The 15,919-nt window shown below is 40.8% G+C and carries 18 protein-coding genes; 8 read left to right on the top strand and 10 right to left on the bottom strand.

Annotation, left to right across the window (positions count from 1 at the left end; genetic code table 11):
• Positions 1-141: 141 nt before the first annotated feature.
• From BMX30_RS22620 to BMX30_RS22610, 3 genes are all read right to left on the bottom strand, one after another.
• Positions 142-1,353, bottom strand: coding sequence for an IS4 family transposase (locus tag BMX30_RS22620; protein WP_090748239.1), 1,212 nt, complete (start codon positions 1,351-1,353; stop codon positions 142-144).
• 158 nt (positions 1,354-1,511) lie between these two features.
• The gene (locus tag BMX30_RS22615) at positions 1,512-1,832 is read right to left on the bottom strand and encodes an antibiotic biosynthesis monooxygenase (RefSeq protein WP_090750571.1); all 321 of its coding nucleotides are present in this window, start codon (positions 1,830-1,832) and stop codon (positions 1,512-1,514) included.
• A 233-nt stretch (positions 1,833-2,065) separates the two neighbouring features.
• Positions 2,066-2,581 carry a DoxX family protein gene (locus BMX30_RS22610; protein ID WP_090750569.1) on the bottom strand — a complete coding sequence of 172 codons (516 nt, stop codon included), beginning with the start codon at positions 2,579-2,581 and terminating at the stop codon, positions 2,066-2,068.
• A gap of 292 nt (positions 2,582-2,873) precedes the next feature.
• Here BMX30_RS22610 and BMX30_RS22605 point away from each other — a divergent pair, with 292 nt between their 5' ends.
• Positions 2,874-3,866 carry a zinc-binding dehydrogenase gene (locus BMX30_RS22605; protein ID WP_090750567.1) on the top strand — a complete coding sequence of 331 codons (993 nt, stop codon included), beginning with the start codon at positions 2,874-2,876 and terminating at the stop codon, positions 3,864-3,866.
• A 112-nt stretch (positions 3,867-3,978) separates the two neighbouring features.
• Here BMX30_RS22605 and BMX30_RS22600 read toward each other — a convergent pair whose 3' ends face one another.
• The 5 genes from BMX30_RS22600 to BMX30_RS22580 form a co-directional block, all read right to left on the bottom strand.
• On the bottom strand, positions 3,979-4,731 hold the full coding sequence (locus BMX30_RS22600; RefSeq protein WP_090750565.1) for an ABC transporter permease: 753 nt from the start codon (positions 4,729-4,731) through the stop codon (positions 3,979-3,981).
• Positions 4,728-5,456, bottom strand: coding sequence for an ABC transporter ATP-binding protein (locus BMX30_RS22595; protein ID WP_090750563.1), 729 nt, complete (start codon positions 5,454-5,456; stop codon positions 4,728-4,730). The genes BMX30_RS22600 and BMX30_RS22595 overlap by 4 nt, the downstream gene beginning before the upstream one ends.
• Positions 5,457-5,701: 245 nt before the next feature.
• Positions 5,702-6,214: a DoxX family protein gene (locus BMX30_RS22590; RefSeq protein ID WP_090750561.1), complete on the bottom strand. Its 513-nt coding sequence runs from the start codon at positions 6,212-6,214 to the stop codon at positions 5,702-5,704.
• A gap of 183 nt (positions 6,215-6,397) precedes the next feature.
• Entirely contained in the window at positions 6,398-6,904 is a 507-nt protein-coding gene (locus tag BMX30_RS22585; protein WP_090750559.1) for a DoxX family protein, read from the bottom strand.
• Positions 6,905-7,381: 477 nt separating this feature from the next.
• Positions 7,382-8,905: a DHA2 family efflux MFS transporter permease subunit gene (locus tag BMX30_RS22580; protein WP_090750557.1), complete on the bottom strand. Its 1,524-nt coding sequence runs from the start codon at positions 8,903-8,905 to the stop codon at positions 7,382-7,384.
• Between the two features lie 198 nt (positions 8,906-9,103).
• Here BMX30_RS22580 and BMX30_RS22575 point away from each other — a divergent pair, with 198 nt between their 5' ends.
• The 7 genes from BMX30_RS22575 (at position 9,104) to BMX30_RS22550 (ending at position 14,017) form a co-directional block, all read left to right on the top strand.
• Positions 9,104-9,976, top strand: coding sequence for a TetR/AcrR family transcriptional regulator (locus tag BMX30_RS22575; RefSeq protein ID WP_090750555.1), 873 nt, complete (start codon positions 9,104-9,106; stop codon positions 9,974-9,976).
• A gap of 202 nt (positions 9,977-10,178) precedes the next feature.
• A complete protein-coding gene (locus BMX30_RS22570) occupies positions 10,179-10,850 on the top strand; it encodes a spore coat protein (protein WP_090750553.1) in 672 nt (223 codons plus the stop codon).
• Between the two features lie 286 nt (positions 10,851-11,136).
• A complete protein-coding gene (locus BMX30_RS22565) occupies positions 11,137-11,592 on the top strand; it encodes a YndM family protein (RefSeq protein ID WP_090750551.1) in 456 nt (151 codons plus the stop codon).
• A gap of 35 nt (positions 11,593-11,627) precedes the next feature.
• The gene (locus BMX30_RS23745) at positions 11,628-11,786 is read left to right on the top strand and encodes a hypothetical protein (RefSeq protein WP_170843981.1); all 159 of its coding nucleotides are present in this window, start codon (positions 11,628-11,630) and stop codon (positions 11,784-11,786) included.
• 129 nt (positions 11,787-11,915) lie between these two features.
• Positions 11,916-12,590: an oxidoreductase gene (locus tag BMX30_RS22560; protein WP_090750550.1), complete on the top strand. Its 675-nt coding sequence runs from the start codon at positions 11,916-11,918 to the stop codon at positions 12,588-12,590.
• 288 nt (positions 12,591-12,878) lie between these two features.
• Positions 12,879-13,229 (top strand): nuclear transport factor 2 family protein, encoded by a 351-nt coding sequence (locus BMX30_RS22555; protein WP_090750548.1) that lies wholly within the window; start codon positions 12,879-12,881, stop codon positions 13,227-13,229.
• Positions 13,230-13,723: 494 nt separating this feature from the next.
• Positions 13,724-14,017, top strand: coding sequence for a c-type cytochrome (locus BMX30_RS22550; protein ID WP_090750546.1), 294 nt, complete (start codon positions 13,724-13,726; stop codon positions 14,015-14,017).
• A 197-nt stretch (positions 14,018-14,214) separates the two neighbouring features.
• Here BMX30_RS22550 and BMX30_RS22545 read toward each other — a convergent pair whose 3' ends face one another.
• Together BMX30_RS22545 and BMX30_RS22540 are read right to left on the bottom strand one after the other, a co-directional pair.
• Positions 14,215-14,940 (bottom strand): DUF421 domain-containing protein, encoded by a 726-nt coding sequence (locus BMX30_RS22545; protein WP_244532698.1) that lies wholly within the window; start codon positions 14,938-14,940, stop codon positions 14,215-14,217.
• Positions 14,941-15,041: 101 nt separating this feature from the next.
• Entirely contained in the window at positions 15,042-15,764 is a 723-nt protein-coding gene (locus tag BMX30_RS22540) for a DUF421 domain-containing protein (RefSeq protein WP_090750544.1), read from the bottom strand.
• Positions 15,765-15,919 lie beyond the last annotated feature (155 nt).

Here is a 15,919-nt window from a genome sequence, read left to right as displayed (position 1 = left end):
CACTAGTCTTGCATAGATGTAATTGATTTGAATATATTCAAAATTATTCCATACACTTCTCGGCGCAAAATGAAAAAAAGGAAATGAGGTTGTAATCGACCTTGTTCCCTTTTTTTTACAATATATATTAGAATCCATCATTTATTTGTGCTTCTTTTTCTTCTTTTCTGTTTTATCTCTAGCGACACTTCCAAATTCCGGCTTAGCTTTTGGCTTAGATATTGGTACTTTTTGTCTTCCCCTCGATGTTCTTTTCTTCTTCTTTTTCAAAGCTTTCATAAAAGAACCTACGGTTTGATAGAGATAGGTTTGTAATAATCTAAAGAATCCAAATGTAGTTCTATCTGATGGAATTTGAAGTTTTATTAATAAGGAAAGACCATATGCGATTAAAGCCAGGAACATTTGATTCCATATCCCTTGTGGCTTCGTGCTCCATATTTTTGTTAATTTCAAATGCTGTTTAACCCATTTAAAGAACAACTCAATTGTCCAACGGGCACGGTAGATTTCCATTACTTGTTGGTCCGTTAGGTCAAACCGATTCGTGAGAATTCGGTAGGTTCTCTCTTTTTCATCCATAAATTCAATGCAGCGAACAGGCTTTTTAGACACGTTATAGGATACTTTTGCATCAAGAGTCACGGATGGATGAGTGGGTGTGTACTTTTCTAAGATACCTAAACGAAGAGATTTGGTGATTCGAACAACATAGGATATCCCTTTTTCTTCCCAGGTTTCAAATTTTTCTCTGGAAGGATATCCACGATCCATCACATAAATGGAATTTGACTCTTCCACCAAATCATCTGAACCTTCATTGTCACTTAATTTACCTGAAGATGGTACAATTTTGTCGGGATAAACTACATCCTTTGACGCAACTACCAATCTTGTATGCATTTTAACCGCCGTATGGCTCTTTGAGATAAATGCCCAATCACATAAGTTTTTTGGTAATCTTATTTCAGTTGAATCAATAATTTTTAATACACCCAAACCATTAGGGAGCCCCGTCAACCCTCTGGTGAACAGCTGAATTTTCTTTACGACTTTAACAAAAAGATTTTGCAACCATTCAGTTGGCAGGTCGTAGATCCTGCGGCTTAACTGAGATCCGCTTATCTCCTTTACCCCAATCTCCTTACGGAGCTTTGGATGTGCCCCTAACTTTTCTTCCATGTTTTTATAAGAATCCCATTCGTCCAACTGAGCCGTTACGAAAATCTTGATTAAAGATTTAGTTGAAAGTTTTTTCCCATAATCAATTAGTGGACAATCAAAGTCCTCCAGCGGAAGTTCCGAAAGACATTGACAAATGAGCATTTCGCGTCCTATAATTTTCTTGTTCATTTTGAAACTCCTTTGTAGAAGACTTGTTTGTTTAGGGAACAAAACAAGGTCAACAACTTCTACAATAGGAGTTTTTTTCTTGTACGTAAAGACATTTTATTGAAAAAATGGAATTATTTTAAAGTCATGCAAGGCTAGTGGATGGTGCCTGGCACCTGTTAATTTTTAGGTGTTTTGACGGCTTTTACTTCGTAAACGGCGCCTTCTGAACTTACCATGTATTCTGGTTTTGGTTTGCCGAGTTTTGCTTTATGTCCTGCAATGTGGGCATCACTTTTTTCCCATTGCTTCCAATGATCCTCTGACTCCCAGCGAGTTAGGATGACAACTTCTTCATCTCCGCGACGAACCTTTTTGACCATAACATGGGTATCAATAAAACCTTCCTGTTTTTCAACAAGGCCTTCCCCACCAAAACGGCTCACAACTTGCTCTGCATTGCCTTCAGTAACAACCATCTTTCTCATTTGAACGAACATAATTGATCTCTCCTCTAATGTCACTATGTATTAGTTATATTTTAACTGAAATTGATTCTCATTACCAATGGAATTTCGACATTTTATAGACCGTTTTCAAACTTTGTGAAGTCTCACTAACTTTTAATTTCACCAATTAAATAAAGCCGAAGTTAGCAAGGGGGCGCTAACTTCGGCTTTTTATCAGTATTACAAATCTTGGGAGGTGCCAGGCACCATCCAGAATTTGGGGGTTAGGCTGCAGTTTTGCTTACTGTTGGTTCTGCTTTTTTGTTGATGGTTTTGCGGATGAATGGGATCACCCAGCGGTCTAAGCCGTAGCGGCCAGCGTTGTAGCCTGCGAATAGGATGATTCCGCCAAGGAAGATGTCTGTTGGGTTATGAGATACGGTTCCAGCTAGGAAGAAGCTGAAGTTCATCACTAGTCCAAAGAACATTGCGGCTGTTGTTAGGCAGCCGAGTAGTAAACCAACACCAACTAGGAATTCACCAAGTGGAACAATAAAGTTAAATAGCCCAACATTAGGGATAGCAAATGCTTCTAAGAAATTTACATACCAGCCATAAACAGCATTGCCATCTGGACCTGTTACCGGGTTTGCTACTGCATTATTTAGATAACCGGAAGCATCAAAGCCTCCTGTTAATTTACCCCAACCTGCTGTCATCCAAGCATAACCAAGATATAAACGTATGACTGTAAGAATACCTGCTGCAATTTTATTTTCTCTTAAAAATGTGGCGAACATGAAGATCGCTTCCTTTCGTTTTCGAATAAATGATTTATTTGATTACACTCTTAATATATCAGATTCAACTGTAAAAATGATGAGTACGTGAACAAGTTCACAATTTGTTAAAAACATCTTGTCAAAAATATGTCTGTTAGAAACATCACAGCACACCTCTCAAGAATTCAGGTGAAAAAACTGCTAGCAGCCTAGTTTATTTTTTAAAAATGAAGGTTGTCGATGTGAGTTGGTTTTTTTATCTTAAATTTCAAAGTATGATGGAGAAGTACATAAAATTAGGGGTGATACGATGAAAGCATTACTACATGCGGAAAAGGCAGGAATTGAAGGATTATCCTATGGAGAATTAACGGAAGTGAACCCTGGGCCAGGCGAAGTCAGGGTAAGGTTAAAAACGGCCGGCTTGAATCACAGAGATTTATTCATCCTTCATCGTCACAAGCCCACGGATCCACCGTTAGTTGTTGGATCGGATGGTGCCGGTGTCATTGATGCTGTAGGCGATGGCGTAGTTGGGGTTGAAGTTGGGGATGAAGTAATGATAAACCCTGGTCTTGGCTGGAAGGAAGTAAGCGATGTTCCGCCGGAAGGGTTTGAGATTGTCGGATTACCGGATCACGGAACTTTTGCGGAACAAATCATTGTCCCAGCAGAAAATGCTGTGGCAAAACCGGCTCACTTGTCTTGGGAAGAAGCTGGTGTATTATCATTGGCAGCATTGACAGCCTATCGAGCATTATTTACAAGAGGAAAAGTTCGCTCCGGGATGAACGTATTTATTCCGGGAATTGGTGGCGGTGTGGCTACATTCTTATTGCAGTTTGCCAAAGCCGCAGGCGCTAAGGTTTATGTTACTTCACGGTCTCAAGAGAAGCGGGAAAAGGCTCTCCAACTTGGCGCTGAGGCTGCACTCGCTAGCAATGAAGATTGGGAGCAGGCACTGGCTGGTGTCAAAATGGATCTTGTCATCGAATCTGTCGGGGCTGCGACGATTAATAAATCGCTCAAACAACTGCGTCGTGGCGGAACGATTGTAACCTTTGGCTCGTCAACGGGAGATACCGTGGAGATAAACCTGCGTGATTTCTTCTATGGACAATACAATCTGCTTGGCTCAACAATGGGTAGCGGCGAAGAGTACAAAAACATGATTGAATTTATTACAGAGCACAAAATCAAACCTGTGTTAGACCAAATGTACCAATTAGAAGACTTCACTGACGCTTTCAAACGATTAGAAGAAGCAAAACAATTAGGTAAAATTGGGTTTTATGTAGGATAAATACAAGTAATAGCTAATTGATTATGCTAAAGCTAAGACACCTTCTGTTTATGAGAAGGTGTCTTTTTCCATATTTTTGGATGGTGTCTGGCACCATCCAAATTTCACCATCCTATGTTTTCCTAAGAAGTTGCATGCGTTGGTTGAAGAGGGTTGGGTAGGAAAGGTACCCGAGCATGACGCTTGTGACGGAGGCGGTTGTTAGGAGCAGGAAGAGAATCAGCAGTTGGAATTGAACGGCTTGAATCGGGTCTGCTCCTGCAATGATTTGGCCACTCATCATTCCTGGCAATTGGACTAGTCCTACGGTTTTCTGACTTTCAATTGTTGGAATCATACTTGCCTTGATCGCTTGAATGAGTTGGTTATGTATCGCTTGTTTCGGTGTACCTCCTAAGGAAAGAATGAGCTCTGTCTCATCTTGTCTTGCCTCTACCTCGGATGTAAAACGATTGAGAAACAGAATCGCTAGAACCATTGAATTTCCAATCACCATCCCACTGATTGAAATGATATACTGCGCGGTCGGCGGGACAATCTTAAACCCAAGCAGAATACTTTGCGTCAGGATTTCGACAAATACGAGCGTAACAGCAACCTTCCAGGTAATCCCCTGGATGGAGCTTCCCTTTTTACGAGCGTTTAGGGTGGCGGTGACGATCATCAGTGAGACCATCAGGAAAATAAAGATAAAATTCTCTGTTTCAAACACAAATTGAAGAACATACCCAATGGCCAACAACTGAACAATGGATCGAATGGTTGCAATGATTGTGTCCCGCTCTAATCCCAGGTTTAATGTTTTTGATAGAACCAGCGGGATCAAGACGAAGATTAAGGTAATCGCTAAAGTGAGGTAACTCATTCCCCATCCCCCTTTACAAAGCGTTGGACCTTTTCATTTTCGGGATTGTGAAGCAACTCGCTCTCCCCTGTTTCGACGACTTCCCCTTCCATCATCACCCATGTATACTCCCCGACTTCAAGAGCCTGTCGCAAGTTATGGGTAATCCAAACCATCGTCGCTCCGTATTTCCGGTTTATTTTTACAATGAGTTCTTCGATTTCTTGGGTAGATGATCGATCAAGTGAGGAGGTAATCTCATCTAATAATAAAATTTGTGGACGATTCACCAGTGTGCGCGCGATGGATACTTTCTGTCGTTGCCCACCCGATAACTCCTTCGAACTTCGGTGGAGGTATTCTTCCCCCAAACCAACATCATCCAACAGACCGGCAGCCACTTCTTCTGGTAGATGCTTTCCTTGGAGCTTCATTGGTAAAGACATGTTTTTAAAAACGGTACCCTCGACCATTGGTGCACTCTGCAACGCCATACCCACAAGGCGACGCAGCTCCACGGGGTCATAGGCAGTAATGCCTTTATTTTTAATAAAAATTTCTCCTGAATCGGGCGACAGCAAGCCATTACACAGCTTTAGTAAGGTCGACTTCCCCGCACCTGAAGGTCCCACCAAAGTTGTAATTCGCCCCTCAGGAAACGAACCCGTAATATTCTTTAAAATCTTCGTATTTTCAATCGTATAATGAACTTGATGAAAATGGACGGCTGGTTTATAATCTTTCATTTTTAACACTTCCTTAAAAAATAAGCAAAATAGCACACAGAGCCCGGTGTACTTTTTTGAGTCTAATTGTTTTCATTCTAAATTTAGCTGTTCGTGGATGCAACTTTATGGTTATTCGGGAGGAATGTTATTAAAGTGGAGAAACAATGTCGACACGGATACTCCCTTTTAACCCTATAATAAAAAAACCTGCAGTCTCGGGAGGGGGAATCCCTTGGACTGCAGGCTTTCTCTTTTTTTAAAAGTTATGCGACATTCTTAACTGTTGTGTCAGCCTTCTTGTTGAAAGTTTTGCGTAAGAATGGAACAACCCAGCGGTCTAAGCCGTAGCGACCAGCGTTGTAGCCTGCAAATAGGATGATCCCGCCAAGGAAGATGTCTGTTGGGTTATGAGATACCGTTCCTGCTAAGAAGAAGCTGAAGTTCATCACTAGACCAAAGAAGATTGCTGCAGTTGTTAAGCAACCGAGTAGTAATCCAACACCTACTAGGAATTCACCAAGTGGAACAAGGAAATTGAATAGGCCAATGTTTGGAATGGCAAAGCTTTCTAGGAATGTTACGTACCAACCATAAACCATATTTCCATCTGGACCTGTTACCGGGTTTGCAACTGCATTGTTTAAATAACCAGCAGCATCGAAACCACCTGTTAATTTACTCCAACCTGCTGTCATCCAAGCATAACCTAGATATAAACGAATGATTGTAAGAATAGCTGCTGCAATATTATTTTCTCTTAAAAATGTCGCGAACATGAAGATCGCCTTCCTTTCAATATGTTTTATAAGTTAGATAAGTTATTTAGTACACTTAGAATATAACAAAATCCACCGTGAAAAAGTTGACTATGTGAATAAATTCACAATTTGTTAATAACATTTTGACGAACATGTGAAGTGGTAAAAAACTGGATGGTGCCTGGCACCTGACAATTTTTGTTACTTGCTAACAGTAACCTCTGCCTTCTTGTTGAATGTCTTGCGTAGGAATGGGACAACCCAGCGGTCTAAGCCGTAGCGACCAGCGTTGTAGCCTGCAAATAGGATGATCCCGCCAAGGAAGATGTCTGTTGGATTATGAGATACCGTTCCTGCTAGGAAAAAGCTGAAGTTCATCACAAGACCAAAGAACATTGCAGCAGTTGTTAAGCAACCTAATAGTAAGCCTACACCAACTAGGAATTCACCAAGTGGAACAATAAAGTTGAACAGTCCAATGTTTGGTATCGCAAAGCTTTCTAGGAATGTTACATACCAGCCATAGACTGCATTTCCGTCTGGACCAGTTACCGGATTAGCTACCGCATTGTTTAGATAACCGGATGCATCGAAACCTCCTGTCAACTTTCCCCAACCTGCTGTCATCCAAGCGTAACCAAGATATAATCGTATGACTGTGAGAATACCAGCGGCAATTTTGCTTTCTCTTAAAAATGTGGCGAACATGAAGATCGCTTCCTTTCAAATGGAATTAATTTAATTTATTAATTATTAGTACACTTTGAATATATCAGATTCCAACGTAAATAAAGTGCTGGTGTGACAAAGTTCACACTTCGTTAAAAACATTATGACGACAATGTGAATATGGAAAATATATGTAGCATTTGGAAACATTGCCCTGTAAAATCCCTGGATGGTGCCTGGCACCAACCAGGGATTTACCACTCAAGCATCACTTTACACACGCTAACCTGACTGGTTTTGAACATAAAAAAGCATCCAGAAACTGCGATATGTTTTCTGCATGCTTTTAAAATCCGAACTTGCCTATATGTACTTATAAATTAAACTTCTTCTATGTTAGGAATAACAATCTTTCAAGATCAATAAATTCCTCCCTTCATCTAGAGCAACCTTGGAACAGCTAGATAATATGGCAAAAGACTGGATGGTGCCAGGCACCATCCAGTCTTTTGGGAACTAGACTAATTTTGCGGTTACGTTCTTTTCGCCTTGTTGCTCTTCGACTGGGTCTTCGGCTTGTTTTGCGCGTTTAATAAAGAAGGAAAGGATAAGGGCGATGGCGGCAATGAATGTGGCCACAAAGAAGGCGTCGTTGATTCCTGCTAACATCGCCTTCATCTCAATTAGCTGCTGCATTTCAGCAAGTACTGCTTCTGTTGGTTGAGCTGGTGCAGTCTTCATTGCATCAGCAGCTATGTTCGCCGCATGTGTTTCCGTACGTGTGGACATAATCGTGACCAATAACGCCGTACCAATCGCTCCAGAAACCTGATTTAATGTATTATTCATCGCCGTTCCATGTGGATAAAAGCGAACGGGCAACTGATTTAAGCCGTTAGTAGAAACCGGCATCATCACCATGGACATTCCGAACATTCTTATTGTATTTAAAATAACTAAGTGTGTATAAGTCGTTTCAAGTGTTAATTGGCTGAAGTAATAAGTGGTTACCACCGTAATCGTTAAACCTGATATCGCCAAAACACGGCCACCAAATTTATCAAACAACTTTCCGGTAATCGGCGACATTAACGCCATCGCCAGTGCTCCAGGCAACATCAATAACCCCGCATCCATTGGCGAAATCCCACGGATGGTTTGAACATAAATAGGAATAAGAAGCATCCCAGAAAACAATGCCATATTCAGGACCATCGTGATCGACGAGGATAAGGCAAACATCGGGTACTTGAAAACGCCAAAGTTTAACATCGGTCGATCTAATTTGGATTGACGTACAATAAAGGTCACTAACGAAATAGCCCCCACTGCAATCGTTGCGTACACATGTGGGCTATCCCATCCCCGATCTCCAGCAGAACTAAATCCATACAATAGACCGCCAAAACCAATACTAGATAACAACAGAGATAAATAGTCCAGCCTGATGTTAACTTTTCCTTTTTTATCCTTAAGTAAGAAAAAGCCTAACAATAGAACAGTGGCAGCAATTGGCGTCACAAAATGGAACAGCATTCTCCAATCATAATGTTCGACAATCCATCCGGATAAAGTCGGCCCAATTGCTGGTGCTGCCATTAAAATTAAACCAAACATCCCCATTGCTGTACCCCGCTTTTCAATTGGGAAGCTAATTAGCATAACGTTCATCAATAAAGGCATCATAATCGCTGTACCGGAAGCCTGAACCATTCTTCCTGCTAATAAAAGTGGAAAAAAATGCGCGCTCCCTGCAATAATCGTACCTAATGTAAACAAGCCCATTGCCACTAGGAACAATCGACGAACGGAAAACTTTTCAATCAGGAATGCCGTGGCAGGAATCATGATCCCACTTACTAGCATAAAACCCGTCGTCATCCACTGTACAGTTGATGCTTCGATATCTAAATCAACCATAATAGAAGGAAGAGCAATATTTAGTAATGTATTATTTAAAAATGCTATAAAAGCCCCAACCATTAAAACCGCTAGGATTCCGTATGGTGGGCGATTGGTGTTGTTGATTTTTTGATCCATTCTCTTTCCCCCTCTAGACATTTAGTACAATTAAATGAACTCTCATTTCACACAGACAATATCAAATATCATATACCACCAGTCTAAATTTTGCAATTCTAAAAAATACCTATTTCATCAAAGCCTGTTTGTATCTAGGCTAGAAATCATGTACTATGATTCTAGACCGATAGTACAAATGAAATGATAGGTGATGAAATGAACGACAGGAAACAGCATGTCATTAAAAAAGCCCACCAATTATTTATTAATAAAGGCTTTCAAAATACATCCATTCAAGACATCCTTGAATATAGTGGAATTGCGAAAGGGACATTTTATAATTATTTTCCATCTAAGAATGAATTATTAATGGCCATATTTAAAACCATTTATATAAAAATGGAGCAGGAACGAAACGAACTTCTTGTCGGCCAAAACCCTGCAGATATTGAAATCTTTATCCAACAAGTGGAGTTGCAATTACGAGTAAACCGGGCAAACAAGCTCTTATCCCTTTTTGAAGAGGTCCTAGTGTCGAACGACAAGGATTTAAAAGAGTTCTTTCGAAACGGACAATTACGTGTACTTAACTGGATTTATCAGCGATTGACTGATCTGTTTGGAGAGAGCAAGAAACCCTATCTGTTGGATTGCGCCATTATGTTTTTAGGGATTTTAAACCATAACCTAAAATTTAATACACTTGCAAATGAGTCCACCTCAAATCTAAATCAAGTCGTACGCTATAGTGTCGCGCGCTTAGTGAAAATCGTCGAGGAAGTCTCAGAATCCGGAGACCAATTAATGAAGCCGGACCAATTAGAAAAATGGTTACCTGATTCTCAGGCAAACAAGGGAGTTTTTCACCAACAACTAAGCCGCCATGTCTTAGCAGTGAAAAAGGAATTTAAAGACCAGGAGAAGTATCAAGAGCTATTAGATTTTATCCACGAAGAGCTCTTGCACACGAAAAACCCAAGGAAATTTCTCGTCGAAAGCACGCTTGCCACTTTAAGGTCGGACCAACAGCTTCAAAAGAATAAGGATCTTCAGTTAATCGAACAACTAATCCACGAATTCTTCAATTAAAAAAGGTGCCAGGCACCTGGTATTTAATCGGCGACTTCTCACACTGCTGGATTTAGGTGCACAGGATAAACAACCTGAAGATCATTTAGATTGGGGATATCAAGATTATTTTAAGTTGAGTCTCTCTGTATGATTTGTCAGCGATTGCGGATACTATCCTTTGGGCTAATATCCCAATCAAACATATTGGAGGTACTACATAATGAATCCAGCAGCACATGAATTATTGGAAACATCCGAGGCCCTACGAACAAAGGCCGCAGAAATCGATCAGCATGGTTTATTTGCAAAAATGTGTAAGGACCAACACTTAAAGTCAATTTTAATGAAACATCAACGTCAAATGCTTAATGCTTATCAACAAGGAATTAATTTTATGCAAGGCAGAGGTGCGCATATTAGTCATACGGCTCCTTCTTTCCAACCAGAAAACGTCAGTACTGGCATGAGTGATCAAGCACAGGCAACAATGGCACCAATGCCTAATGCGCAATCTTTATCTGATTCAACCATTGCAACCTTAGCGCTTAATGTTCATAAATCTGGTTCGATGATGGGGATGTTATGGGCTAATGAATGTGTTGACCCTAACCTTCGTATGTACCATGTCAACGGGGCAAATCTATGTCAGGAGATGGCCTACGAAATTTGGACATGGATGAATCAACATGGGTACTATCAACCACCAACCTTCAGTACCCAGCAAATGACACAAATGAGCGGAATGTTCCAACCGATGGGCACGATGGGTATGCAGAACATGGGGACTATGCCAAGCATGGGAAATATGGGGAATACATCCTACAGCCAGCATCAGGGAAGCTCCTCAGCTATGCATCAAATGAATCAGCATAATCAAGGAAAATTGCAATAACGCTCCACTAATAGCAAATTGATACCTGAAAAGACCTAGTCTCAGTTTTGCACACTGAGTAGCTAGGTCCTTTTTGTGTCCGAATGGGATATTGGAAATAAACTGGGTGGTGACTTGGAAATAAACTGGGTGGTGCCTGGCACCATCCAGAAAAGCACCATCTATAAATCCCCCATCTAGAAGGAACTATCCAAAATGTGGATGAGAAATGGGGCTTGGATTTGGGAACATTATGGGTAGCCATAGGTTACAGTTGATGGCTTAGATTTACGATTGGAGGAACGTTATGAAGCATGTTTGGGCTTTATTAATAAAGTTTGCCGTGATCGGTACAATTCTGTTTCCCTTTTTAAGTATTTTCAATACTGCTTCCTTGACCACAATTCTTGTTATTTCAGTCCTTACTACGGCGGTTTCCTATTTCGCTGGTGATTTATATATCCTTCCGAAGTTTGGGAACTTTATCGCTTCGGTCGGGGACTTTGGCCTAAGCTTTCTGCTGATATGGATTATCAGTGCCTTTACCATCGAATCTTCAGCAAGTTTGCTTGCGGTAGCGTTTTTCTCAGCCTTAACCATTGCCGGGGCTGAAGCCCTTTTCCATATCTATGTAAAAAGTCATATTCTCAGCAATTCCGCAGAAAGTTATCTTCCCGGCGTTTATCGGGAGGATAAGATGTTAACCGAGTTTTCCGAGGAATTTGAAAGAAAGCATATCAATACGAATAAAAAAGAGAAGTAGCTTATAAACCACCAAACAGAAGGAGGCCAATCATCATGCCAAGAGGAAAAGAACTTGAACAGCTCCCAATGGCCAATACTCTCCCTGGAATGGGTGAAGACCGCAGCAAGTATAACCGCGAAGTCCTAGGGACCATTGTAACTGAAGAACAGCCACAACCAGCTAATGTAAAAAGGGAGAAACAAAACAAATAACTAAAACAAGGAAGCCTGTTTTGCAGTCAGCTTCCTTGTTTCATTTTTAAGCTAAAATTGGCGTTTCTCCGAAAAACTCATGTAAAATAGATAAATCAGACTGGTACATGAATGAATGGAGTGACGTGAATGGGCAACGCAAAGAAAACCGCCTTAATTGCCGGTGCTACCGGCCTTGTGGGGAACGAACTACTACATATTTTGCTAAAACAATCCAAGTATGAACGAGTAATTGTTATAACCAGAAGAAGGCTGAACGCCACCCACCCAAAACTACATCAAATCGTCGTCGATTTTGATCATTTGGACCATTATCAAAGCGACTTAAGTGTTGACGACGTTTATTGTTGTTTAGGAACCACTATTAAAAAGGCAGGTTCCCAAGCAGAATTTAAAAAGGTAGATTTCACCTACCCTCTTGAATTAGCGAGATTAACAAAAGAAAATGGTGCTGAGAAATTCCTTATCATAACGGCGATGGGAGCACAACTCGATTCTAAAATCTTTTATAACCGTGTAAAAGGAGAAATAGAAGCTGCAATTAAGGGTGTTGGGTTCCCGACTGTCCATATTTTCCGACCCTCTCTCTTGCTAGGAAACCGCCAAGAGTTTCGATTCGGAGAAAAAATTGGCACGATCTTAAGCCCCGCCTTATCAGCTCTACTAATTGGGTCCCTAAAAAAATATAAACCTATTCACGCACGGGATGTTGCCTCGGCCATGTATCAGGCGAGCGAACTGACAGGCACGGGTGTGTTCACGCATGAATCCGATGAAATTCAAAGAATAAGTAAAACCTCGTAGGTTGGTAAAAAATATCCAGGCGCCTGGCACCTGGATATTTTTGGTTGGTTTTTAAATCTTGGGTTAACCTCATTGCTTTTTTCGTAGAATGTGTCTTACCTCCGCGGCTAAAGCTTGTCAGATTCCTCAACGCTTGCTGACTTTTTTACCATCACGTTAAATTCTTCTCCTAGCAGATGCAACTCCCCATTTAAATGGAGAACCTAGAAACTAGGAGGCAAGAAATAAGTACTTGTTTGGGACTTTATTTGGTACTATTTTATAAAATCAACAGAGGAGGGATTTGGCATGGGAACGTTAAAAGATCATTTGCGGGAACTAGAGGAGAGTTTGCTAAAACCTGAAATCCGCACTTCCCCTGAGGAAATATCCAAATTATTGACGGATGATTTTTTTGAATTCGGAAGTTCGGGAACGGTATGGTATAAACGCGATGGTATGGGACCAGGTGGATTTGGCGAGGTGAAAATGAAATTAAGCCAATTTGAGCTCCATCAACTGTCTGACGACAAAGTGCTAACAACCTATCGAATCTGTAATGAAGAGACTGGACAGCATACGTTGCGAAGTTCGGTTTGGACCTATAAGGACGGTCGTTGGCAAATGTTCTTTCACCAGGGGACTAAGACGTTTGAATGAAAAATGACTTTTAGGTCACCGAGGACTGAACGTGGAACTTTCTTTAATAGTTAAAAACTCTGAAGCGTGCTCCAGAGTTTTTCTTTTTAGGCGCGATTTACTTTAGCTAGTAACTGTGATGTTCGTCCACTGTTAAAGGCAGCCCACCCGCGATGTGCTCTCGAATGCTCAAAAGAAGATGAATTTCAGACAAAAACCTCTATCGAATCCTCTTCATTGTATCCTCTCCCTCTTTGTGGTGCCAGGCACCATCCAGATAACTGGAAATTTTTAAGTTAGAGTCAAGCAAAGTTTCAGAAATTGTTCATGTTTCCAATCCGATTATCCTCTTATATCACTTTATAATCATAGTAGCAGTTTATATTCTCGATTCTAAACAGTCTACTTCTCTATTAATAAAACGGAGGGGCCAAACAAAGCTCTATTCCTATTAATACATCGACAAGTAGATTACGTGAACAGTAGAGGATATTCATATTAATGGAGGGGACATAATGAAAAGATTTACTGTAATTACAGCGTTATCCTTACTATTTTTAACAGGATGCGGTTCAAATAATTCAGAAGTAGCTTCATCTGATCCAGAAGTACTCTATGAACAAGCCTGTTTGGCTTGCCACGGCTCAAACCTACAAGGAGCTGCCGGCCCAGCTGTAACCAATATGGCCAGCAAATTTACTGCTGAAGAAGTAAAGACACTCATCATGGATGGAGTGGGCATGATGCCTGGGGACACACTAACAGAAGAGCAGGCGGATATTGTTACAGAGTGGTTGATGGAGAAGTAGATAGTATTTAAGATCCTGTTTCCAGAGCAATAAGTTTTTTCATTGAATGTAAATAATTTAAAAGGAACCAAGTCTGCCTTGGTTCCTTTTAATTATTTAAATGACATAAACTTATAAGTTAACCTACCGTTGTGCATTTATTGTTGTTTCTGTTACCAAAAAATGCAAGGTGCCAGGCACCTTACATTACGCTTCCATCAATGGAAAATTGGTGGGGGGTGTTTTTCTTCCTGATGTTTTTTTGTGATGTGCCATTTTCCGTTGATAGGATTGAAACTGGCATAAAAAACAGTGGTTGGGTCTTTCACCTGGTTTGCGGTGATTTCGTTATGAAGCCAATCTTCGCTTTTGTTCAGGCTTTTTAGTGCTTTCAGTTCAATTTGACCGTCCAAAATCAATGGAATTTCATATTCAGACTCACTTGTATGTATCTTTAAATCTCCCGTGGTCACTGGTTGGTTGTCTGGTTTTAAGCTCACAGATAGTCTGCCACTAGCTTCGATAATCCCTAGTTCTACATCGCTAAGCTGGAACACATCTTTTTCCCGGAGCATCTGTAAGACATTATCGATCGAGTAGTTGATTTTTTTCATCGCACCGGAAAGAAACTCCCCTTTATAGATGACGACAGTTGGTTCAAAGGTGAGGAGGTGACCAATTCTTCTGTTTTTAATCTTCAAAAAGGTAATAAACCGATGTAGGAGGCCAATGGCAATAACCGCTACGAAAGTGGGAATATGCTCAATTTTTGGATCGGCTATATCCGCCCCAACGACGGTTCCTAAAACGAGAATCACAAGGACATCAAAAACTGGCAGCTCCCCGATTGATCGTTTACCCATATATAATCCAATCAAAAGCATTAATGGAAGCACTGTGACAATCCGTCCGATTACCTTGATGCTGTCGATAAGAATATCCACTCCTTAATCACCCCTTCGAGTTCAGCCAACCGACCCTTTGGTGTTACGAAACGAAACCTAACCTTACTTTACAACGTGTATTGAAGTTCACTTCCCTCACCTCAGTGAAAAATCGGCGGAACTCCTGATTTCAATTGACCTTTGATGGTCAGGTTTAAATCCCCTTTCGAATTAACACCTGCATAAAATACAGTAGATTTGTCTTTCACTTGCTTTGCTGTCAACTCTTCTTGAAGCCAGGCGAGATTTTTATTCAACCTTTGCAGAGCTTCTTCCTGGATTTCCCCATCTAAAATAAGTGGAATCTCGTAGTTAGGTTCTTTGGGGGTGATGTTCATATCTGAAAGGGTAACTGTTTTTCTTTCAGGAGCTAAACTGACGGATATTCTTCCGTTCGCTTCGACAATCGCCATCTCTACATCTTTTAATTGGAAAACATCCTTTTCTCTCAACATTTGCAGAACATTATCAATCGAGTAATTGATCTTTTTTAAGTTTTTTATTAAAAATTCTCCCTTGTATACGACAACGGTCGGTTCAAAGGTGACGAGGTGACCAAATTTGCGATAGCGCAGCTTGCAGTAAATAATCAACTTCTGCAAGACAGCAATGGCAATCATCGCCACCACTGTATGGATATGATCGATTTCCGGGTCAGCAATATCGGCACCGACAACCGAGCCAAGGACAAGAACGACCAAGAAATCAAAAACAGGGAGTTCACCTATGGAACGTTTGCCCATATACAGTCCAATAAACAATAAAAAAGGCAAAATCGTAACAATTCGCCCAATCACCTTCAAACTGTCCATCAATACATCCATGAGTGCCCCTCCTCCCTGTGTACCGTTTATATCCAAATCCTGGATGGTGCCTGGCACCATCCCACTAGTCTTGCATAGATGTAATTGATTTGAATATATTCAAAATTATTCCATACACTTCTCGGCGCAAAATGAAAAAAAGGAAATGAGGTTGT

Origin of the sequence: Mesobacillus persicus (genome assembly GCF_900109925.1) — a bacterium.
Taxonomy (GTDB): Bacteria; Bacillota; Bacilli; order Bacillales; family Cytobacillaceae; genus Mesobacillus_B; species Mesobacillus_B persicus.
Note: the sequence above shows the minus strand (reverse complement) of the source record. Positions and strands in the feature narration are given on the sequence as shown.